The sequence below is a fragment of the Telluria sp. AIW5 genome (assembly GCF_056680575.1).
In genome coordinates this window covers 1,329,488-1,350,167 of sequence record NZ_CM155289.1, presented here as the reverse complement: position 1 = coordinate 1,350,167, position 20,680 = coordinate 1,329,488, and the positions used below count along the sequence as shown (strand labels likewise).

Sequence of the window (20,680 nt, the reverse complement as noted above, 5' to 3'; positions counted from 1 at the left end):
CAGGCGTTGACGAGGCCGCCGATTTCCAACGGCCAGACGTCGGTCAGCCCGCCAGGTTCGCAAACAACGCGGTACTCAGATACCGCTCGCCGAACGACGGAATGATCGTCACGATCATCTTGCCCGCATTCTCCGGCCGCTGCGCCACCTGCATCGCCGCCCACAGCGCCGCACCCGACGAAATCCCGACCAATAGACCCTCCTCGCGGGCTGCGGCGCGGGCGATCTCGAAGGCATTCTCGTTGCTGACGGTGATGATCTCGTCGTAGATCCCGGTATTCAATATTTCCGGCACGAAGCCGGCGCCGAGGCCCTGGATCGCGTGCGGGCCCTTGGTGCCTTTCGACAGGAAGGGCGAGGCTTCCGGCTCGACGGCGATGACCTGGAAGCCGGGCTTGCGTTCCTTGATCACTTCGCCGACGCCGGTGATGGTGCCGCCGGTGCCGATGCCGGCCACCAGGATATCGACCTTGCCGTCCGTGTCCTTCCAGATTTCCTCGGCGGTGGTGCGGCGGTGCACTTCGGGGTTGGCGGGGTTGTTGAACTGTTGCGGCATGAAGCTGCGCGGCTCGCTGGCGACGATTTCCTCGGCACGCCGGATCGCGCCCATCATCCCCTCCGAACCCGGCGTGAGCACGAGTTCGGCGCCATAGGCGCGCAGCAGCATGCGCCGCTCGTTGCTCATGGTCTCGGGCATGACCAGCTTGCAGCGGTAGCCGCGCGCCGCGCAGACCATGGCCAGGGCGATGCCGGTGTTGCCGCTGGTCGGCTCGACGATGACGGTGTCGGGACCGATCTTGCCGGCGGCCTCCGCCGCCTCGATCATTGCCAGGCCGATGCGGTCCTTGACGCTGTGGGCGGGATTATAAAACTCGAGCTTGGCAAGGATCTCGGCGCGGTTTTGCGCCCCCTCGTGGCCGAGCTTGCGGATCCTGACGAGAGGGGTGTTGCCGATCAGTTCGGTGACATCGTTCGCGATACGCATTTGCCGTTCTCCTTGCCAGTGATTGAGGGTTACTTCACGCCCAGCAGTTCCACGTCGAAAATGAGATCAGAGTCCGGCGGAATCGAGCCCCCGGGGGCGCCGCGCTTGCCGTAAGCGAGCTGGCTCGGAATGATCAGGGTGCGCTTGCCGCCGACCTTCATGCCGGCCACGCCCTGCTCCCAACCCTTGATGACCTGGCCCGCGCCGAGGCGGAATTCCAGCGGATCGCGGCCGGCGTCGAGCGAGGAATCGAATTTGCGGCCGCGGCCGGTGCTGGATAATGGCTTGTGGAACCAGCCGGTGTAGTTGACGCGCACCATGCTGCCGAGCGTCGCTTCGCGCCCCTTGCCGACCACGCGGTCGACGATCTCGAGCTGGGGACCCGATGCTGCGGGCGGCACGGGCTGGGCCGCCTGTGCGGCAGCGGCGGCCTGGGCGGCGCTGCTGGTGTCGGTCGGGGCGGCAGCCTGGCCGGCGGCCTGCTGCGAGGCGGCGGCGGCCTGGTCGGCGGCGCTCTGCACGCCTTCCTGGCGCACGGTGGCGGCGGCCTGGCCGGCGGCGGCAGGCGCGTTGGCTGGCTGGCTACCCTGCTGGGCGTTGGCGGAAGTGTTGGCAAACGCGGCCGCGAGCAGCAAGGCAACAAAAGTGGTACGACGCATCATGTGGGCTCTTTCAATGACAGGATTTCAATCGATCTCCCATGATAGCAAGCCCGGGCCGGGATGCACAGCGATGGCTCAGGCGCCGGCGAACTCCGGCTCGATGGCAGCCGAACCAGCCTCGCCGCCATGCGCAGGATCGGCAGCGTCAGCGGCCGCTTCGGCCAGTTTGCGCAGGATGTGGGCGGCAGCGATCATGCCGAAGCTGGCCGTGACGACCATGCTTGAACCGAAGCCGGCGCAGTTCAGGCCGGTGACGCTGGACCCGCTGACGTTCGAGCCGATTTCGCAGGCGTCCTCGGCTTCGGGATAGCGCAGCGGCTCCATCGAGAACACGGCGTCGATACCGTATTTCTGCTTTTCCCCGCGCGAAAAACCATACTGCGCGCGCAGCAACTTGCGCACCTTTTTCAGCAGCGGTTCCTGCTCGGTGCGGCCAAGGTCGCGCACTTCGATTTTGGTCGGGTCGAGCTGGCCGCCGGCGCCGCCGATGGTCACCAAAGGCAGCGCGTGGTCGCGGCAATACGCGATCAGGGCCGCCTTCGCCTTGACGCTGTCGATGGCGTCGACGACATAGTCGAATTTGTTCGCGCCGATCATCTGCGTGATGTTGTCGGGCTCGATGAAATCCTCGACCAGCGTCACCTTGCAAAACGGATTGATCTGCGCGATACGGTCGCGCAGCGCCTCGATCTTCGGCTGGCCGATGGTGTCGGTCAGCGCCTGGATCTGGCGGTTGATGTTCGATTCGGCCACGTTGTCGAGATCGATCAGGGTCAGCTGGCCGACGGCGCTGCGTGCCAGCGCCTCGACGATCCAGGAGCCGACGCCGCCCACGCCGATCACGCAAACGTGCGCCGTTTTAAAACGTTCCAGTGCACGCTCGCCGTAGAGGCGGCCAATGCCGCCGAAGCGGCGCGCAAAGTCGATGTCGGCAATGTTGTCATCCAGTGCCGGCGAAGAGAAGGGGGTGTCGATCGGGTTCATCCGGACATTTTACCGGACCAATCTTTCGCGTCCGCACTAAAATAGCGCTCTGTCAATCAAAAAACTTTCCTCTGTCAAAAATACGCACATGAACGATTTCCTTCCTGATACGGCGCCCGGTTTCGACCAGCCGATTGCCGTGCTCAAGCACTGCCACGGCCGCATCCGCAAGCAGCTCGGCACGCTCGAACGCCTGCTCACGCACCTGCCCGAGCACGGCGCCGACGAAGCCGCGCGCCAGGCGGCCGCTGCCGTGATGAAGTATTTCGAGAAGGCGGCGCACCTGCACCACGACGACGAGGAACAAGACCTGATCCCGATGCTGCGCGCCGTGGCGCAAGGCGAAGACGCCGCCACGCTGCAGGCGCTGGCGCCCGTGATCCTGCAGGACCACAAGGAGATGGACGCGCTCTGGCAGGACCTGCACGAGCAGCTCGGCGCGATCGCGGCGGGAAGCGCCAGCAGCTTGTCGGCGTCTGGCGTGCAGCGTTTCGTGCAGCGCTACACTTCGCACATGGAGCGCGAGGAAAGCACGATGGCGCCGATGGCGCTGCGCCTGTTCTCTCCCGGACAAATGGCACAACTGGGCACGGCGATGCAGCGCCGCCGCGGCATCGGCGAGACAGCCTCGGCGCCGGCAGCGCAAACGGTCGGCGATGCGGTTGCCGGCCTGCGCAAGGATTATGGCCAGGCCAGCCTGAACGAGGATGAGGTGCTGGACGACCCGATGCAGCAGTTCACGCGCTGGTTCGAGCAGGCCTTGACAGCCGAGGTGAACGAGCCGAATGCGATGAACGTGGCGACGGTCGATGCCGATGGCCGGCCGAGCTCGCGCATCGTGCTGGTCAAGCAGTTCGACGCGCGCGGCTTCACCTGGTACACGAATTATGACAGCCGGAAAGCGCAGGAACTGCGCGCCAATCCTTATGCAGCCCTGCTATTCTTCTGGAGCGAGCTTGAACGCCAGGTTCGCATCGAAGGCCGGGTCGAAACGACCTCGGCCGAAGAAAGCGACAAGTATTTCCACAGCAGGCCGTTGAAGAGCCGCCTCTCGGCGATCGCCTCCCAGCAGAGCGCGCCGATCGAACACCGCGCAGCCCTGGAACGGAACTACGAAGCGGTCGCCGCGACAGCGGGCGACGCGCCGGCGCGGCCGTCCAATTGGGGCGGTTTCCGCCTGGTGCCCGAGCGCATCGAGTTCTGGCAGGGGCGTCGGTCACGTTTCCATGACCGCATCGTCTACGCGCGGCAGGAAGACGGAAGCTGGGCACGGCAGCGTTTGCAACCATGAGGACCCGTCCCATCGGCTGATGCATGCCGGCGCGGCGGGTCCGGCGCCGGCGCGGCATGCCGGCGTACCAACCGCCGGAGGCTACCGTGTTCACCGAAATGAAGCTCAGCGCCTGGAGCACAGGCCTACGCAGCAAACTGTCGCTGCCCTTGCGGGTCGAACTGTGGAACGGCGAGCATGTCGATTTCTCGCCCGATCCGCCGCGCGTCACCATCCGGGTACCCAAACCATCGGGTTTGCGCTACCTGCTCTCCCCCACCCTGTACAACCTGGGGCGCGCCTATGTCGAAGGGGCGCTCGAGATCCACGGGCGCGCCGCCGACATGATCCGCATCGGCAGCGAACTGGCCGCTGCCGACGGCAAATCCGCACGCCGCGCGAATCCCCTGCGCCTGTTCTCGCCGCACACGCGCAGCAAGGATGCCGAGGCGATCCGCTACCACTACGACGTCTCCAACGATTTCTACGCCGCCTGGCTCGACCCGAACCTGGTGTATTCCTGCGCCTATTTCGAAACCGGCAGCGAGGACCTGGCCGCAGCCCAGGTGAAAAAAATCGACCACATCCTGCGCAAGATCGACCTGCGACCCGGCCAGAGCCTGCTCGACATCGGCTGCGGCTGGGGTGCGCTGGCGATCCGGGCGGCGCAGCAATTCGGCGCGCGCGTGGTCGGCATCACCCTCTCGGAAAACCAGGTCGCGCTGGCGCGCGAGCGGGTGGCGCAGGCGGGACTCGGCGAACTGGTCGAGATCCGGCTGCAGGACTATCGCGACCTCGCCGGCCAGTTCGACCGCATCACCAGCGTCGGCATGTTCGAGCACGTCGGCGTGCAGCATTTGCCGGAGTACTTCGAGAAGATCGGCAGCCTGCTCGCGCCGGGCGGCGTGGTCATGAACCACGGGATCACCACCACCGACGTCTCCGGCCGCGCAACGCCCTACGGCGGCGGCGAATTCATCGACCAGTATGTATTCCCGCACGGCGAGCTGGCGCACCTGTCGACGGTGGTGAAGGCGATGCAGCAGGGCGGCCTGGAAGTGCGCGACATCGAAAACCTGCGCCGCCACTATGCCCGCACCTGCGCACTCTGGACCGAGAATTTCGAGAGCCGCTTCGAGGCGATCGGCAAATTGACCGACGCCCGGCGCCTGCGCATCTGGCACGTCTACCTCGCCGGCTGCGCCTACGCCTTTGCGCACGACTGGATCAGCCTGTATCAGATCGTGGGCGCGAAAGCGGGAGACGACCCCGGTCAAATCCCCTGGTCGAGGAGATATATGTACCCGTAGGGTGGGCGGCTTGACCCGGGCGGCCGCATCGACGCGGCCGGTGCGCCGCCCACGCGTTCAACGCACGCCTGCACCGTCGCGACACCGTTTTTCGTAGGGTGGGCGCCCCGTGCCCACACGAACGCAAGCGCGTCGGATTATTTCATCCAGTGCGTAAACGTCTTCCGGAACTTCGCCACCTTCGGCGCCACCACGAATGCGCAATACCCCTGCATCGGATGCTGCGCATAGTAATTCTGGTGATACTCCTCGGCCTTGTACCAGGTCTCGCTCGGCAGCAACTGCGTCACGATCGGCGCATCCCAGACGGAGGCCATTTCCGCGATCACCTGGTGCGCAATCGCCTCTTGCGCGGCGTTCTCGAAAAAGACCACCGACCGGTATTGCGGTCCGACGTCATTGCCCTGGCGGTCGGGCGTGGTCGGATCGTGGATGGTAAAGAAAATCTGCAGGAGGTCGCGGTAGCTGATGACGCTCGGGTCGAATTCGAGCCGCACCACCTCGGCGTGGCCAGTGCCGGCGCCGCACACCTGTTCGTAGGTCGGGTTCACGACGTGTCCGCCCATGTAGCCCGACTCGACGCGCGTCACGCCGCGCACCTCGAGGTACACCGCTTCGAGGCACCAGAAACACCCGCCGCCAATGACAGCCGTCTCCGTACGTAAGCCCTTGTTTTCGTTGGGTACTGCTTCCATTTTTCTCCTCAAAAAGTTCTCTGATTTTTCCAAAGCAGCATACGATCTTCATGATGCTGACGGGAAAAATTCTCGCGCGGTAACGGCATGAAGAAAGACGAACGCCTCTCAGCCCACCTCGCCCAGGAACACAATATAACCTGATTGGATGGACAAAGAATCGATTCTGCTCTTGTTCGCAGCCTATGCGTCAGCCCGTAGGAGAACGAAGCAAACAAGCTTGGATGACCGCGTGCACCAGGAGGACAGATTTGAAAATCCGGGGGGAATTTGTACTGTTTCCGTCTGGCGGCAGCCTATAGGCAAGCAAAACTTATCCTGAAATATAAAAGCACGACCTAACAATTCATCAGGAGATTTTTATTGGATCCTTATCCTCCATTGGCAAACCATTTTTAAAACATGCGGGAATGTAAGAACTTACAGTTATCCTGAACTTCGGATCATGTTATTATTTTTTCCATTTCAACTCTGGACGGAAAGCAGTGATGGCCAAATCTAAAAAATTCACGCGATATTTTTATGTTGCCGCAATTTGCGCGGGCCTGACCGCATGTGGCGGCGGTAGTGATGGCGGCTCCGATCCGGTTGCTCAACCAACTACGCCAGGCACGGGTTCGACAACGCCATCTGCTGAAGCGACCGGTACCATCCAATATACTCAGTATCAATCAACCAATACTGCGATGGGCGATGCGGGTTTTGCTACCACTACGCTGAGCGCGACTGCCACTTTCGATGCAACAAGCAAACAAGGTTCGATCAAGTTCCCGGTTCTTGGTGGAACTGAAGTTGTTTCTACTAAAGATGGTTATGCAAGCGCTACCTGGACTGGTCCGTTCGCCTCAGGTGCTTATCGCCTGAATGGAAATATCCTGATGGGTTGTAATGCGGCTGCCCAGACCGATAATCAGGCCACTCATGTGTTTGTTTCGAGCTCACTGACGCGCCTGAAAGACGGCGCAATCGATGAACTGAATGGCAAAACATTTGACCTGATTGATTGCGGAATCATCAAACAGGCTGCCGGACAAACCCTGACCTTCAATGCTGATGGTTCGCTGTTGTTGTCCGCCGCAAATTACACGTTCCCGAAAAACGAAGTATTCAACCTGCTGAACCCGGAGAAATATTCCGGTGCTTTGATTAACACCGCCGATGCAAAAAACAAAGGCCATTACGCTGGCCGCGCCTTCCGCTTCAACAGCAACGGTGTCAGCAAGTACGCCATCGTCATCCAGACGAGTGCTAATGCTTTTAATGATGCAAATTATCTACACTACATGGTTGCGATTCAACGCTGATGGAGCTAGCGCTGTTTGCCACAGCCGTACGCAGAGCATGTGGTCGTAACGCGTGGGCGTGCCCACCCTACCTTGATGCGGCTGCCAACGAAAAACGCGTGAACGTGGCAAGGGCGTCGCTTACGTGACCGGCATTCGCCCCTTCGGGGGCTTTTTTATTGTCAATGCCCCGTCCCGTAACAGAATGCCGCTCCGGGGAAGTGTTGACTCTATTTAAGGTACACGCCCAATGCCGCTCCAGGCTTATGCCTTTGGCGAGCCGGCTACGATAACAACTTGCAGGTTATGGATTGATGAGTCGGAGGGTCAAAGCCCGGACAACAGCCTGGCGGCGGTTCGTAGCGCAGAGCTTTCTGGCTGCATTAGTCAGGTGAAAAATGACTGTTCGTTCCGAAATCTTCAATATTTGAGCAATTTCCCAGGATGTTTTCCCCGCTGCGGCCCACTGCAGGCAGTCTTTTTCACGAACAGAAAGTGGTGCAAGCAGGACCTTATTTTTATTGTCTCCGAGCTTCCAAAGCGCTTCGTGAACATAACTGGCCGTTAGCTGGGCCAAGCCAGCCGTGGTTGCCTTCCGTGTCGGCGAATCTCGAGGTTCATTGCCTCTCGCAAAGCTAAGGACGGCGCGTTGTCCCCCGTGACCATAAAGCGACACCGTCACGCCGTATCCGAGCCCATGCTCTTTCGCTTCACCAAGAACGATATTTTTTGGATCGGCGCGACTGGCATCGTCCCAAAATATCGGCAGCATACTCCTGGAAATATGTCCGATGATCGGGTCGTTTTGTAGATGTTGCGCTTCTTGATAGCGGCGCGCCCATGCATCGGGATAGGTAAAAAGCGTGTTTTGAGCAATAAGAGCTTCAGCGTCGAATACTTTTGACTCGTCTTTGAATACTCTTTCCGACCTTCCCGCAGCAATTAACGGCGTGTATATAAAGTGATCGAATTCCAATTCGTGGCAGCGCTCTGCGAGAACGCTCATGATTTTATCTTTCGAGTCTGCCGCCAATAATTTTTCCAGGATCTCCATCACGCCTCTCTCAATACCGCATTACAACAATGATTTAATTGTTATTTTTCTATCCGATGTATTAAATTTCTCAAGAAATTCCGTTCGCCATCCGCTCGGATATACCTCTCGCCATCATTCTTCCTGGTTCTTCATCGAAGTGGACAGTAGCAGCGTGGGCAAGAAGATATAGTGGATGCGAAGCCACAACCACGAAAAAAGCGATGCATTTTGACGGCTTGATCATCGCCGCAGTCAAGGCGGACAGCCCTTGTTATTTTCTTAATTATACTATGAATAACATCAGCGTCAATCTCCAAAGCAACCTTTGCTCACCTTCGTTCTTCGTTTAATTAACGTCAAATTTGACTCCTGATTTATTATGTCGACCTCTTGCGACGGCCTTCTTTTGCAGGCGGAATAAATCCCACCTCATTGTTTTGGCACACCCCGGGGTCTATGCAAAAGTTTGATATAGGAATTCAAGAAGCCATATGAATTCCGCAAACAGGAAGACTCCCCGTGCCAGGTGGCGGCCGCATGCCTCGCTCCTGTCCCGATCTCCGGCGCCAGCGCAAGCCAGGCGTCCGGCAGGAACGACAGCGGGATCTCATGCAGGGATGCAGGCGGGAAGATCGTGCGCCCGCCGCGGCACATGCGAGGGCGCCAAGCGCCGCCCTGCAGTCGGCGGTGGCATAATGTGCGTGCAACTTTCCAAGGTACCAATGAACACACGCTCCCCCCGCGCCGCCGAGCGCGGTTTCGACTCGGCGCATTTTCGCCAGGCGCTGTCGCAATTCGCCACCGGCGTGACCGTGATCACGACGCGCCTCGCCGACGGCAGCTTCCGCGGCCTGACCGCCAGTTCGTTCAATTCCGTCTCGCTCGATCCGCCGCTCGTGCTGTGGAGCCTCGGCGCGCGTGCCAACAGCATGCCCGTCTTCAGCGGCAACTCGCATTACGTCATCAACGTGCTCGCGGCCGGCCAGGAAGACCTGGCGCTACGCTTTTCGCGCCGCACCGACAATCCTTTCGAAGGTGTCGACTACGAACTCTCGCGCACCGGCCTGCCGATCCTGAAAGGCGTCGCCGCCTGGTTCGAATGCCACAACCGCAGCCGCTATCCGGAAGGCGACCACGTGATCTTTGTCGGCGAAGTCGAGGATTGCAATGTGCAGCCGCAGGCGGGCTTGCTGTTTCATGGCGGACGTTTTGGCAGTACTGGTCCGGCCGGACAGTAAATATGAAAATGGCTGTCGCAGTTTGAAAAGAGTGCCTGGCATCTCCTTTTTATAATGGCCTGGCCCCGGCGCGGCGCCTTCAATACGCTGCGCCTTTCGACAAGAACCGACCGAGACCAGGACCTCCATGAAGCCTTCCGATTCGCCACGCAAAGCCGCCTTCCACTGGGACGATCCGCTGCTGCTCAACAGCCAGCTCACCGACGACGAGCGCATGATCCGCGACGCCGCCGGCGCCTACTGCCAGGACAAGCTGCAGCCGCGCATCCTCGAGGCCTTCCGCCACGAGCGCATGGACAATTCCATCTTCCGCGAAATGGGAGAGCTGGGCCTGCTGGGCCCGACGATTCCCGAACAGTACGGCGGGCCAGGCCTGAACTACGTCGCCTACGGGCTGATCGCGCGTGAAGTCGAGCGTGTCGACTCCGGCTACCGCTCGATGATGAGTGTGCAGTCGTCGTTGGTGATGGTGCCGATCTACGAGTTCGGCAACGAAGAGACGAAGCAGAAATACCTGCCGAAGCTGGCCACCGGCGAATGGATCGGCTGCTTCGGCCTGACCGAGCCAAACCACGGCTCCGACCCGGGTTCGATGGTGACGCGCGCGCGCAAGGTCGACGGCGGCTATTCCCTCACCGGCAGCAAAATGTGGATCACCAATTCGCCGGTGGCCGACGTCTTCGTGGTCTGGGCCAAGGACGACGAAGGCGCGATCCGCGGCTTCGTGCTCGAGAAGGACTGGAAAGGTTTGTCGGCGCCGGCGATTCACGGCAAGTTCGGCCTGCGCGCTTCGGTCACGGGCGAGATCGTGATGGACAATGTGTTCTGTCCGGAAGAAAACGCCTTCCCGGACGTGCGTGGCCTGAAAGGTCCGTTTACTTGCCTGAACTCGGCCCGCTACGGCATCGCCTGGGGTGCGCTGGGTGCGGCAGAGGCTTGCTGGCACACGGCGCGCCAGTACACGCTGGACCGTCAACAGTTCGGCAAACCGCTGGCCGCGAACCAGCTGGTGCAGAAAAAACTGGCCGACATGCAGACCGAAATCACGCTGGGTTTGCAGGGCTGCCTGCGCCTGGGCCGCATGAAGGACGAGGGCACGGCCGCCGTCGAAATCACCTCGATGATGAAGCGCAATTCCTGCGGCAAGTCGCTGGACATCGCCCGCACCGCGCGCGACATGCTGGGCGGTAACGGCATCTCGGACGAATTCGGCATCATCCGCCACATGGTCAACCTGGAAGTCGTGAACACCTATGAAGGTACGCACGACATCCACGCGCTGATCCTGGGCCGGGCGCAGACAGGTATTGCGGCGTTCTGAGCTTCGGGCCGCCGCGTCGAGACGCTGTCGACACGGCGGCAATCGCCGTACACATCTGACAACATATGAAATAAAGTAGTGCAACAATAACGAATTGGCATAAGTTTCGCGTTACCATCTGTTTTAAATCAAGCAAGTCTCTGCTGGTGTTCCACCTACCTCAAACGCGCGGAACATGCACTCATCTGGCCACCCAGTCTCGACGAATTTGCGATCCCAGGACGCCTCGGCCCTGTCGCTCGATTTATTGCTGAGCAATTTGCCAGGGGTCGTGTATCGCTGCCTGAACGACAGCAGCTGGACCATGGTTTTTCTCTCCGCGGGGATCGAAAAGCTGACCGGCTATCCCGCCTCGGCCTTCACCGGCGACGACGCGATGTCGTACGCCAGCCTGATCCATCCCGACGACCGCGCCAAGGTCGCCGACGACACGAATGCGGCGATCCGCGAACGCCGCCCCTTCCAGCTGAGCTACCGGATCACGACCGCCGCCGGCAAACTGCGCTGGGCCTGGGAACAGGGATCGGCCGTGTTCGACGAAGAGGGCAAGGTCGAAGCGCTCGAAGGTTTCATGGCCGACATCACGGTGCTGCGGCGCGCCGACATGCTGGCGCTGGAGCAGGCCTCGCTGCTGGACAAGGCGCGCGACGCGATCTTCGTGATGGACATGAGTTCGCGCATCACCTACTGGAACAAGGGCGCCGAACGACTCTACGGCTGGGAAGCGAAGGAAGCCGAGGGCCAGCGCATGTCCGACCTGCTGTGCGAGGACCACGCGGCCTATAGCGAAGCCTACATGACCGCGCTCGACGAAGGCGAATGGGTGGGAGAATTGCACCAGCACCGGCGCGACGGCAGCCCCTTCCACGCCGACACGCGCTGGACCGTCGTGCCGGCCGATCCGGCCTCCGGCGTGCCGCAAAAGATCCTGGTGATCAGCACCGACATCAGCGAGCGCAAGAGCAACGAAGCACGCATCCACCGCCTCGCGTATTTCGACGCGCTCACCGAGTTGCCGAACCGCGCCAGCCTGCACGACCACCTGCGCCGCGCCCTGCTGGGGAGCGCGCGCTCGCGCAAGCTCGGGGCCCTGATGTTCCTCGACCTCGACAATTTTAAAACGCTCAACGATACCCACGGCCACGCGGCCGGCGACATGCTGCTGCAGGCGGTCGCCCGGCGCCTCGAGCACAGCGTGCGCGAAGCCGACATGGTGGCGCGCCTGGGCGGCGACGAATTCGTGATCCTGGTCCAGCCCGAGGAAGAAGCGCTTGAAGCGGCCGCGCACCAGGCCGAAACGGTGGCCGCCAAGGTCGTCGCCGCGATGCGCGCGCCCTTCCAGCTCGCCGACTTCATGTATTCGGTATCGACCAGCATCGGCGTGACGATGATCAACGGCGCCACCGACACGCTGGAGTCGACCCTGAAGCAGGCCGACACGGCGATGTACCAGGCCAAGGCCGCCGGGCGCAACACCTTCCGCTTCTTCGACCCCGAGATGCAGGCAAAATGGACCGCGCGCTCGGAACTGGAAAGCGGCCTGCGGCGCGCGCTGCGCAACCACGAATTCATGCTGAACTACCAGCCGCAACTCGATGGCGACAGCCGCGTGATCGGCGCCGAGGCGCTCCTGCGCTGGCGCCAGCCGAACGGCGAGATCCTGTACCCCACCGAATTCATCAAGCAGGCCGAGGAGACCAGCCTGATCGTCGATATCGGGCGCTGGGTGCTGGGCACGGCCTGCCTGGAACTGGCGGCCTGGCAGCGGAATCCCGCAACCAGGCACCTGTCGCTGTCGGTGAACGTCAGCGCGCGCCAGTTCGTCGAGCCGGATTTCGTCGCCATGACCCAGGAAATCCTGGCCGCCACCGGCGTCGATCCGCATGGCCTGAAATTCGAGCTGACCGAAACCCTGGTGGTCACCGATTTCGTGCACACCGTGGAGACGATGGAAACGCTGCGGCGCCTGGGCATCACCTTCTCGCTGGACGACTTCGGCACCGGCTACTCGTCGCTGGCCTACCTGCGCAAGCTGCCGCTGGACCAGCTGAAAATCGATTATTCCTTCATGCGCGACGTGCTGACCGACAGCAACGACGCCTCGATCGTACGCTCGATCATCGCGCTGGGCGACAGCCTCGGTTTGCAGGTGATCGCCGAGGGCGTCGAAACGCAAGGCCAGCGCGAATGGCTGTCGCAGGCGGGCTGCTTCGTCTACCAGGGTTTTTTATACGAACGCGCCCTGAGCGGCGAGCATTTCGCCGCCTACGCGTCGATCCTGCATTAGGACCGTGCGCGACGGTTGATGCGCTGTTGCCTGTGGCGTTAGTGGCCTGCATGCCCACGCGGATTTCAAAGTACCGATAACCGAACAGGCAACACCCACACCCCACCCGCACTCCCCATCGAATGCATAAAAAAAAACCGGCCGGGCTGGCGCCCCGCCGGTTCTACTGTTGCGCCGTACTAGCCGCTAATTAAAACTTGTAGCCAACCGCCAGCACCACGGCGACCGGGTCCAGCTTCATGTGCTGGTCCTGGCCGGTCGAGAAGTGCACGTCGGTGCGCACGCGGCTCTTGTTGACGGTCACGTCGGCGAACCAGCGCTCGTTGAAGTTCATCGCCACGCCGAGCTGGGCCGTGTAGGTGAACTTGTTGTCGATGTCGAAGGTCGTCGGCGGGCCGCCCGGATTGGTGAGCGCCGTCAGCTTGCCCGAACCGGTTGCCTTCATGAAGTAGGCGTAGGTCGCGCCGATGCCGACGAACGGACGGAAGGTCGCGGTCGGGGCAAAGAAGCGGTACTGCGCGAACAGGGTCGGCGGCAGCGCCTCGACCGTGCCCAGCTCGCCGGTGCCGGCGATCGAGCCCGCGCCGATGATCTTGTGCTTGTATGGCGTGCCGAGCGCGCCTTCGACCGAGATGTTGTCGGTGATGCCGTAGGCAACGACGATCACCGGCTGGATGTCGCTCTTGACGTCGGCCTTGGTGAACGGCAGGGCCGGCGCGGTGATATCGCCGCTCTCGACTTTCGGGGTCAGCTGGTTGAAGCCGAATTTGGCGGTCCACTGGCCAGCCGACTGGGCCGAGGCACTCCCGGCGCACGCCAGCGCGGCGGCGGCGACCAGCGTCTTGGCGACGCTATTGAAACGTACTTTCATCATTTCTCCTGAGTTCTTTTTTACGACCAGTTGCACGCGCCTGCACACAGGCCGTGCAACTGGGCTTTTTCTTTAATGATTACAGCCAGCCTTTGACAGCCATGTCTTTCAAGACATAGCGCGTGACCAGCCAGTACTCGTACGGAGTCGGGTGGATGTCGTCGGCGAACATGTAGTGGCTCACGTCCGGCGCCGACAGGGTCTTGATGGTGCAGGTCAGCGACGATTCGGTCGTGCAGGCCTTCTGCGTGGTGTTGGTCAGGCCGTAGATGGCCGGGTTGATCACCTGATCGTGGCTGACCGAGAACAGGTCGACGTAGGCAATTTTCGGATCGTTGCCGAGGCCGGCCTTCAGCTGTGCGTTGAAGGCATCGACCATCGCGCCGATCAGCTTCTGGGTCGACGCGGACTGTGCCTTGCCGGACGGGGTGCTGGCAACGTCAGGCAGGTTGTTGACGACGACGTAGTTGGCGCCCTTGGCAACGATCTCCTCCTTGACCAGCTTGGCCAGTTCGGCACCGTACCCGGCCATCACGCCAACCAGCTTTGGACCTTCGGTCGCAGCGAACTGGAGGCCGGCGGCGGTACCCGCGGTTCCCGCCGCGGCCTGGGCCGTTGCCACCATTGGGCCATACACGGCCGGCGAGGCTGCCGCGGTATTGCCCGCCGCGTAGGCGGCGCCGACGGCGGCCTGGACGATGGTGGTCGGCGTGCTGCCGGCACGGGCCGCCTCGATCGCGACTGCCCGGCCGATTGCCCCTGCCGCGGCGGCGGGGTCGGGGGCGCCAGCTGCCAGCTGGGTAACCAGCGAGGTCGCAAAGGCTTTCTGGCCTTCCGCGTTACCCGCTGCCGTCGCGGCATTGTTCAGCCCGCCCAGCAGCATCAGGACGTCGTTACCGCCGGCCATCACCGTCACCAGCTCGGTGCCGCTGAACTTGCCGTTGACTTTCGGGTTGGCCAGGTGGTTCGCGATCTGCGTCTTCACCGGCACGGTCAGCTCACCCAGTTCCGGTTTGACGGCGGCGTTGCCAGGGCCGGTCGGATCGCTCACGCGGGCGCCGCCCTGTGCGTAGTTGAAGCAGTTGAGGTTGTTGACGACGGCGACCTTGAAGTCGGCCGCCGGGCTGGCGTTGTCAGCACCGTTCAGGCCGGTCTGGGCGGCGCATGGCGCCGGCAGGTTCAGTTCGGCGGCCAGCACTTCGGTCCAGTTCTTGCCCGTCAGCGCCGGGTTGGTGGAAGTGTTGTTGCCATTGATGGTGAACTTGCCGCCGCCGGCGGCGGCGATTGCGCCAACGTTGTAGGTGCCGACGTCGGACAGGCTGTCGCCGAACGTTACCTGCTGGGTGAACGCGACCTTGTGCGTTTGATCGCCACCACTGCTACCGGTGCCGCCGCATGCAGCCAGCGCAGCTGCAGTCAGCAGCGCGAGCGCGAAATTCATTTGACGCATTGTGTCTCCTAAAAGGAATGAGATATTTTTCTTTGAAACGAACGAGCGTGCTATTCGTGTCTCAAACTAATATGCCAGTGTTCTTTCCGCTTGTATAGGAATATTGCTTGTCATGGTGTCAACCAAAGACCACACGGGCGGAAGGCCTGGCAAGGTTTGGCGATTATAACAAGCATTTCTGGAGGTAATATCTCCAAAGGTAACAGGAGACGGAAATGCAACGGTGGGGTAAACCTGTAGGGTGGGCCTGGGTGGTCCCGCAGTCCCGCCCACGCGGTGAGCCATGGCATGCGCCGAGGTGTCGTGGTGATACGGGACACGCCGCTCTCTACGACCGGGGTATCGAACAACGATGGAACGATGTCGCGGCCGCGCTAGCGCCGCTTGAACGCGTGGGCGGGAGACCGCGGGGCCGCCGAGGCGCACCCTACGGGTCTTACACTCCCGCGTCGCGGTTCAATAAACCATGCACGATGCCGGTCGACCCATGCGCCGCGCGGCGCAGGCGGTCGTTGACGCCGAGCCAGGCGCCGTCTTGCGGCGGCGCCTCGACCAGGATCAGGTCGGCGCCCTGCCCGTCCATTGCGCGCAGCGCCGCGTACAGGGCATGCGCGAAGCCTTCCGGCGTGGCCGGCAGGCGGATAGCGGCGTGCGCGGCCGGCAAATCCGAATAGTGAATGAGCGCAGCCTTGCGTCCGCCATCGACCATGCGCGCCAGCGTCTGCGCCAGCGTCGCCGTGTCCTGCATCGCCACCGGCGTGTGCGGCGCGTAATGCGACTCCAGCGTGCCCGAGGCGCGCGGTGCCGCCACATCGGGCGCGCCTGGCACCAGGTCGATCACGGCGGCAATTGCCTCCGCGCTCACATGCCCCGGACGCAGCAGCACCGGCCCGTGCGTCGCCAGGCGCGACAGGTCGACGATGGTCGACTCGATGCCCACCTGCGAGGCGCCGCCATCGAGCACCATGGCCACTGTGCCGTCGGCGCCGAATTCGTCGCGCACGTGCTGGGCCAGCGTCGGGCTGACGTGGCCGAATTTATTCGCCGAAGGCGCCGCGATGCCTCCCTGCCCGCCTTTAAACGCACGCAACAGCGCGATCGCCACCGGATGCGAGGGGCAACGCAGCCCGACCGTATCCTGGCCGCCGCTGACCGCATCCGGAATGTTCGGCGCGCGCTTCAAAATCATCGTCAGCGGACCGGGCCAGAAAGCCCCGGCCAGTGCATGCGCTTCCGGCGGAATCTCACAGGCCCAGTGCGCCATGTCCGCTTCCGGCGCCAGGTGCACGATCACGGGGTGGTCTTGCGGCCGGCCCTTGGCGGCGTAGATGGCGGCGACCGCGGCCGGATTTTCGGCATCCGCCCCGAGGCCGTAGACGGTCTCGGTCGGAAAGGCGACGAGTTGCCCCGCCTCCAGCGCACGCGCGGCCGTCGCGATGGCGGCCGGATCGAATTCCATCTCGCTCACGGCGCGATTCCCAGGATGGCGCAGGCAGCAAGCAATTGTTCCTGCGCCGATTCGAGCGTTGGCGCGACGAAGCTCACGTGGCCCATTTTTCTCCCGCGGCGCGGATCGTCCTTGCCGTACAGGTGCAAAAAGGCGCCCGGCAGCGCCAGCACGCGGTCCCAGGCGGGTTCACGCATGGTGTCACCATCGAACCAGACGTCGCCCAGAATGTTGAGCATCACGGCCGGCGAATGCTGGCGCACGTCGCCCAGCGGCAGCCGTGCCATCGCCCGCACCTGCTGCGCGAACTGGCTGGTGACGCAGGCGTCGATCGTGTAGTGCCCGCTGTTGTGCGGGCGTGGCGCCATCTCGTTGACGACCAGCGAGCCGTCCGTCAACACGAAGAACTCGATGCACAGCACGCCGACATAACCGAGCTCGGCAACGATGGCACGCGCCGCATCCTGGGCCCGCTTTGCGCACTCGGGCGTGACGTTCGGCCCGGGCACGGTGGTAGTGAACAGGATACCGTCGCGGTGCACGTTCTCGGCGATCGGATAGACGACCGATTCGCCATCCGCACCGCGCGCCGTCAGCACCGACACCTCGTAGGCCAGCGGCAGCATTTTCTCGAGCAGGCAAGTCACGCCCTGCATCGATTCAAACGCCGCGCGCACGTCCTCGCGGGTGTTGACGCGCACCTGCCCCTTGCCGTCATAACCCATGCGCACGGTTTTCAGGATGCCGGGCAGCAGCTCGTCCTTGACGTCGTCGATGTCCTCGCTCGTGGCAATCACCTTGTGCGGCGCCGGCATCACGCCGGAGCGCGCCGCGCAATCGACAAAGAAACGTTTCTCCAGCACCCGGTCCTGGGCAATCGAGACGCAACTGCCTGCAGGCGCGACGAAACTGCCATGCGCCAGCAAGTTCATGCTGTCGGCCGGCACGTTTTCGAACTCGGTCGTGACGGCGGCGCACAAGGCCGACAACTGGCCCAGGGCAATGCTGTCGGTGTAGGCCGCATTGATCAGGCGCTCGGCCACTTGCCCGGCGGGGCAGTCTTCGGCCGGCTCGAGCACGGCCACCTTGTAGCCCATCGCCTGGGCGGCGTGGGCGAACATGCGGCCGAGCTGGCCGCCGCCCATCACGCCGAGCCAGGTCGGGGGATGGGCGCTCGGGAGGAAAGCGGGATACTGCGGATTACTCATGGAATGACTCACAACGCTCAGACAGGTAAGGTCATCGCCTTGGCGGCGGCGGTCTGGTCCAGGCGATACTGTTCCAGTTGGGCGGCAAGGGCATCGTCATTCGCGGCCAGCAGCGCCACCGCGGTGAGCGCGGCGTTCGCGGCGCCGGCTTCGCCAATGGCAAACGTGCACACCGGCACGCCTTTCGGCATCTGCACGATCGACAGCAGCGAATCCTCGCCGCGCAGATACTTTGAAGGCACCGGCACCCCTAACACCGGCACGATCGTTTTCGCGGCGATCATGCCCGGCAGGTGGGCTGCGCCCCCGGCGCCGGCGATGATCGCGCGCAGGCCGCGGCTGCGTGCGGTCTCGGCATAGCGGAACATCTCGTCCGGCATGCGGTGCGCCGAAATCACCTGCGCCTCGAAGGGCACGCCGAACTGTTTCAGGACGTCGACGGCATGTTTCATGACGTCCCAGTCCGACGAGGAACCCATCACGACGCCGACCAGCGGCGCCTTTGCGGCATTTGCTTCAGTCGTCATCTCGTCAGGCCTTCAGCTTTTCGCCGGTCAGGCGTTCGATGGCTTCGAAGTACTTGGCCTGGGTTTTGTTGATGACATCTTCCGGCAGCGCCGGCGCCGGCGCGGTCTTCTTCCACTCGGTGAGCGTTTCCAGGTAGTCGCGCACGAACTGCTTGTCGAACGACGGCGGCGACATGCCCGGCGCGTACGAGTCCGCCGGCCAGAAGCGCGAGGAATCGGCGGTCAGCACTTCGTCCATCAGGTGCATCACGCCATTGTCGTCGAGTCCGAATTCGAACTTGGTGTCGGCGATGATGATGCCCCTGGTGGCCGCGTATTCCGAAGCGGCCGTGTACAGGGCGATCGACACGTCGCGCATTTTCGCGGCGAGTTCAGGACCGATGCGCGACTCCATGTCGGCAAACGAGATGTTCTCGTCGTGCTCGCCGAGGTCGGCCTTTGCAGCCGGGGTAAAGATAGGCTGCGGCAGCTTTTCGGCCTGGCGCAGGCCTGGCGGCAATTCGATGCCGCAAATCGATCCGCTTTCCTGATAGTCCTTCCAGCCGGAACCGATGATGTAGCCGCGCACGACGGCTTCGACCATGATCGGTTTCAGGCGCTTGGCAACGACCGCGCGGCCGCGCACCTGCTCGACTTCGTCGGGCGCCACGACGCTTTCCGGCGCCACGCCGGTCAGGTGGTTCGGCACGATGTGGCCGAGCTTCTCGAACCAGAAATCGCTCATCTGGTTGAGCACCATGCCCTTGCCCGGGATCGGTTCGTTCATGACGACGTCAAAAGCGGACAGGCGGTCGGTGGTGACGATCAGGATCTTGTCGTCGCCGACGGCGTAATTGTCGCGCACTTTGCCGACGCCCAGCAGTGGCAGGGACTTGATCGTGGTTTGGTAGAGGCTGTTCATGGGAGGGCTATCAGAGAAACAAACTAAACGGACTCGACGGTGAGGCCGCCGACAAGAGACACGGGCTGCCGCAGCAGCCCGTTCCAAACAGTATATTACTTGACGACTTGCGCGAGCTCGCCGGCCTTGTAACGCTCGGCCATTTTTTCCAGCGGGATCGGCTTGATCTTCGCAGCCATGCCTTCGCAGCCGAAGGACAGGTAACGCGCCTTGCAGATCTCGGTTGCCGCTTCGCGCGCAGGCTTCAAATAGTCGCGCGGATCGAATTTACCTGGGTTCTGGAACAGGTATTTGCGGATCGCGGCCGTCATCGCCAGGCGGATGTCGGTGTCGATGTTGATCTTGCGAACGCCGTGCTTGATGCCTTCCTGGATTTCTTCGACCGGGACACCATAGGTTTCCTTCATGTCGCCGCCGAATTCGCGGATGATCGCCAGCAGCTCTTGCGGCACCGACGACGAACCGTGCATCACCAGGTGGGTGTTCGGGATGCGCGCGTGGATTTCCTTGATGCGATCGATCGCCAGGATGTCGCCGGTCGGCTTGCGCGTAAATTTGTAGGCGCCGTGCGAGGTGCCGATCGCGATGGCCAGCGCGTCGCACTGGGTTTTCGCGACGAAGTCGGCGGCTTGCGCGACGTCGGTCAGCAGCTGCTCGCGGGTCATGGCGCCGTCGGCGCCGTGGCCGTCTTCCTTGTCGCCCATCATCGTCTCGAGCGAACCGAGCACGCCCAGTTCGGCTTCGACGGTCACGCCGATCGAGTGCGCGAATTTCACGACTTCTTTCGACACTTCGACGTTGTAGTCATACGAAGCGACGCTCTTGCCGTCGGCTTCCAGCGAACCGTCCATCATCACCGAGCTGAAGCCCGAACGGATCGCGGCCATGCAGACCGCCGGCGACTGGCCGTGGTCCTGGTGCATGACGACCGGGATGTGCGGGTAGGCTTCGACGGCGGCGTCGATCAGGTGGCGCAGGAAGGCTTCGCCTGCGTATTTGCGAGCGCCGGCCGAGGCTTGCATGATGACCGGGCTGTTGGTCGCGTCGGCCGCGGCCATGATGGCCTGCACCTGCTCCAGGTTGTTGACGTTGAATGCCGGCAGGCCATAGCCGTTTTCAGCAGCATGGTCCAGCAGTTGACGCAGAGATACGAGTGCCATGGTAGTACTCCAAAATAAAAAAACCGTTTCAGGAACTTCGACAAC

The 20,680-nt window shown here is 62.5% G+C and carries 18 protein-coding genes; 6 read left to right on the top strand and 12 right to left on the bottom strand.

All coding sequences use genetic code 11. The features are described from left to right. Window positions 1-43: 43 nt before the first annotated feature. From cysK to tcdA, 3 genes are all read right to left on the bottom strand, one after another. Entirely contained in the window at window positions 44-985 is a 942-nt protein-coding gene (cysK, locus tag AC1MEM_RS05980) for a cysteine synthase A (RefSeq protein ID WP_499475959.1), read from the bottom strand. Window positions 986-1,014: 29 nt separating this feature from the next. Next, window positions 1,015-1,647, bottom strand: a complete 633-nt coding sequence (locus AC1MEM_RS05975) for an FKBP-type peptidyl-prolyl cis-trans isomerase (RefSeq protein ID WP_499475958.1) — start codon at window positions 1,645-1,647, stop codon at window positions 1,015-1,017. A gap of 75 nt (window positions 1,648-1,722) precedes the next feature. Continuing rightward, window positions 1,723-2,631, bottom strand: coding sequence for a tRNA cyclic N6-threonylcarbamoyladenosine(37) synthase TcdA (gene tcdA / locus AC1MEM_RS05970; RefSeq protein WP_499475957.1), 909 nt, complete (start codon window positions 2,629-2,631; stop codon window positions 1,723-1,725). A gap of 88 nt (window positions 2,632-2,719) precedes the next feature. On the opposite strand from tcdA, the gene pdxH reads away from it, so the two are divergent. Both pdxH and AC1MEM_RS05960 read left to right on the top strand, forming a co-directional pair. Further along, window positions 2,720-3,922 carry a pyridoxamine 5'-phosphate oxidase gene (gene pdxH / locus AC1MEM_RS05965; RefSeq protein WP_499475956.1) on the top strand — a complete coding sequence of 401 codons (1,203 nt, stop codon included), beginning with the start codon at window positions 2,720-2,722 and terminating at the stop codon, window positions 3,920-3,922. 86 nt (window positions 3,923-4,008) lie between these two features. After that, complete coding sequence (locus tag AC1MEM_RS05960) at window positions 4,009-5,211, top strand: class I SAM-dependent methyltransferase (RefSeq protein WP_499475955.1); 1,203 nt, start codon at window positions 4,009-4,011, stop codon at window positions 5,209-5,211. Window positions 5,212-5,348: 137 nt separating this feature from the next. Here AC1MEM_RS05960 and msrA read toward each other — a convergent pair whose 3' ends face one another. Continuing rightward, window positions 5,349-5,906: a peptide-methionine (S)-S-oxide reductase MsrA gene (gene msrA, locus AC1MEM_RS05955; RefSeq protein WP_499475954.1), complete on the bottom strand. Its 558-nt coding sequence runs from the start codon at window positions 5,904-5,906 to the stop codon at window positions 5,349-5,351. 488 nt (window positions 5,907-6,394) lie between these two features. Between msrA and AC1MEM_RS05950 the strand changes: the two genes are divergently transcribed. Next, complete coding sequence (locus AC1MEM_RS05950) at window positions 6,395-7,210, top strand: hypothetical protein (RefSeq protein ID WP_499475953.1); 816 nt, start codon at window positions 6,395-6,397, stop codon at window positions 7,208-7,210. Between the two features lie 283 nt (window positions 7,211-7,493). Here the strand turns inward: AC1MEM_RS05950 and AC1MEM_RS05945 are convergent, their stop codons facing one another. Continuing rightward, on the bottom strand, window positions 7,494-8,243 hold the full coding sequence (locus tag AC1MEM_RS05945; RefSeq protein WP_499477583.1) for a LuxR family transcriptional regulator: 750 nt from the start codon (window positions 8,241-8,243) through the stop codon (window positions 7,494-7,496). Window positions 8,244-8,947: 704 nt separating this feature from the next. Between AC1MEM_RS05945 and AC1MEM_RS05940 the strand changes: the two genes are divergently transcribed. The 3 genes from AC1MEM_RS05940 to AC1MEM_RS05930 all read left to right on the top strand — a co-directional run bounded on the left by AC1MEM_RS05940 (window position 8,948) and on the right by AC1MEM_RS05930 (window position 13,071). Next, window positions 8,948-9,463 (top strand): flavin reductase family protein, encoded by a 516-nt coding sequence (locus AC1MEM_RS05940; protein ID WP_499475951.1) that lies wholly within the window; start codon window positions 8,948-8,950, stop codon window positions 9,461-9,463. A 127-nt stretch (window positions 9,464-9,590) separates the two neighbouring features. Next, window positions 9,591-10,784: an acyl-CoA dehydrogenase gene (locus tag AC1MEM_RS05935; RefSeq protein ID WP_499475950.1), complete on the top strand. Its 1,194-nt coding sequence runs from the start codon at window positions 9,591-9,593 to the stop codon at window positions 10,782-10,784. A gap of 175 nt (window positions 10,785-10,959) precedes the next feature. Beyond that, window positions 10,960-13,071, top strand: a complete 2,112-nt coding sequence (locus tag AC1MEM_RS05930) for a putative bifunctional diguanylate cyclase/phosphodiesterase (protein ID WP_499475948.1) — start codon at window positions 10,960-10,962, stop codon at window positions 13,069-13,071. A 190-nt stretch (window positions 13,072-13,261) separates the two neighbouring features. Here the strand turns inward: AC1MEM_RS05930 and AC1MEM_RS05925 are convergent, their stop codons facing one another. From AC1MEM_RS05925 to fba, 7 genes are all read right to left on the bottom strand, one after another. After that, window positions 13,262-13,945 (bottom strand): OmpW/AlkL family protein, encoded by a 684-nt coding sequence (locus AC1MEM_RS05925; RefSeq protein WP_499475947.1) that lies wholly within the window; start codon window positions 13,943-13,945, stop codon window positions 13,262-13,264. 76 nt (window positions 13,946-14,021) lie between these two features. Then, complete coding sequence (locus tag AC1MEM_RS05920) at window positions 14,022-15,392, bottom strand: SGNH/GDSL hydrolase family protein (protein ID WP_499475946.1); 1,371 nt, start codon at window positions 15,390-15,392, stop codon at window positions 14,022-14,024. 436 nt (window positions 15,393-15,828) lie between these two features. Beyond that, window positions 15,829-16,851, bottom strand: coding sequence for an L-threonylcarbamoyladenylate synthase (locus AC1MEM_RS05915; protein ID WP_499477581.1), 1,023 nt, complete (start codon window positions 16,849-16,851; stop codon window positions 15,829-15,831). A gap of 5 nt (window positions 16,852-16,856) precedes the next feature. After that, window positions 16,857-18,047: a 5-(carboxyamino)imidazole ribonucleotide synthase gene (locus tag AC1MEM_RS05910; protein ID WP_499475944.1), complete on the bottom strand. Its 1,191-nt coding sequence runs from the start codon at window positions 18,045-18,047 to the stop codon at window positions 16,857-16,859. Between the two features lie 17 nt (window positions 18,048-18,064). Then, complete coding sequence (gene purE, locus AC1MEM_RS05905) at window positions 18,065-18,574, bottom strand: 5-(carboxyamino)imidazole ribonucleotide mutase (protein ID WP_499475943.1); 510 nt, start codon at window positions 18,572-18,574, stop codon at window positions 18,065-18,067. A 4-nt stretch (window positions 18,575-18,578) separates the two neighbouring features. Continuing rightward, window positions 18,579-19,475, bottom strand: coding sequence for a phosphoribosylaminoimidazolesuccinocarboxamide synthase (locus AC1MEM_RS05900; RefSeq protein WP_499475942.1), 897 nt, complete (start codon window positions 19,473-19,475; stop codon window positions 18,579-18,581). Between the two features lie 95 nt (window positions 19,476-19,570). Continuing rightward, window positions 19,571-20,635: a class II fructose-bisphosphate aldolase gene (fba, locus tag AC1MEM_RS05895; RefSeq protein WP_499475940.1), complete on the bottom strand. Its 1,065-nt coding sequence runs from the start codon at window positions 20,633-20,635 to the stop codon at window positions 19,571-19,573. Window positions 20,636-20,680: the final 45 nt, after the last annotated feature.

Coding starts and splice junctions, on each gene's coding strand:
- cysK (WP_499475959.1), bottom strand. CDS start 985: ATGCGTATCGCGAACGATGTCACCGAACTGATCGGCAACACCCCTCTC.
- AC1MEM_RS05975 (WP_499475958.1), bottom strand. CDS start 1,647: ATGATGCGTCGTACCACTTTTGTTGCCTTGCTGCTCGCGGCCGCGTTT.
- tcdA (WP_499475957.1), bottom strand. CDS start 2,631: ATGAACCCGATCGACACCCCCTTCTCTTCGCCGGCACTGGATGACAAC.
- pdxH (WP_499475956.1), top strand. CDS start 2,720: ATGAACGATTTCCTTCCTGATACGGCGCCCGGTTTCGACCAGCCGATT.
- msrA (WP_499475954.1), bottom strand. CDS start 5,906: ATGGAAGCAGTACCCAACGAAAACAAGGGCTTACGTACGGAGACGGCT.
- AC1MEM_RS05950 (WP_499475953.1), top strand. CDS start 6,395: ATGGCCAAATCTAAAAAATTCACGCGATATTTTTATGTTGCCGCAATT.
- AC1MEM_RS05945 (WP_499477583.1), bottom strand. CDS start 8,243: ATGGAGATCCTGGAAAAATTATTGGCGGCAGACTCGAAAGATAAAATC.
- AC1MEM_RS05940 (WP_499475951.1), top strand. CDS start 8,948: ATGAACACACGCTCCCCCCGCGCCGCCGAGCGCGGTTTCGACTCGGCG.
- AC1MEM_RS05935 (WP_499475950.1), top strand. CDS start 9,591: ATGAAGCCTTCCGATTCGCCACGCAAAGCCGCCTTCCACTGGGACGAT.
- AC1MEM_RS05930 (WP_499475948.1), top strand. CDS start 10,960: ATGCACTCATCTGGCCACCCAGTCTCGACGAATTTGCGATCCCAGGAC.
- AC1MEM_RS05925 (WP_499475947.1), bottom strand. CDS start 13,945: ATGATGAAAGTACGTTTCAATAGCGTCGCCAAGACGCTGGTCGCCGCC.
- AC1MEM_RS05920 (WP_499475946.1), bottom strand. CDS start 15,392: ATGCGTCAAATGAATTTCGCGCTCGCGCTGCTGACTGCAGCTGCGCTG.
- AC1MEM_RS05915 (WP_499477581.1), bottom strand. CDS start 16,851: ATGGAATTCGATCCGGCCGCCATCGCGACGGCCGCGCGTGCGCTGGAG.
- AC1MEM_RS05910 (WP_499475944.1), bottom strand. CDS start 18,047: ATGAGTAATCCGCAGTATCCCGCTTTCCTCCCGAGCGCCCATCCCCCG.
- purE (WP_499475943.1), bottom strand. CDS start 18,574: ATGACGACTGAAGCAAATGCCGCAAAGGCGCCGCTGGTCGGCGTCGTG.
- AC1MEM_RS05900 (WP_499475942.1), bottom strand. CDS start 19,475: ATGAACAGCCTCTACCAAACCACGATCAAGTCCCTGCCACTGCTGGGC.
- fba (WP_499475940.1), bottom strand. CDS start 20,635: ATGGCACTCGTATCTCTGCGTCAACTGCTGGACCATGCTGCTGAAAAC.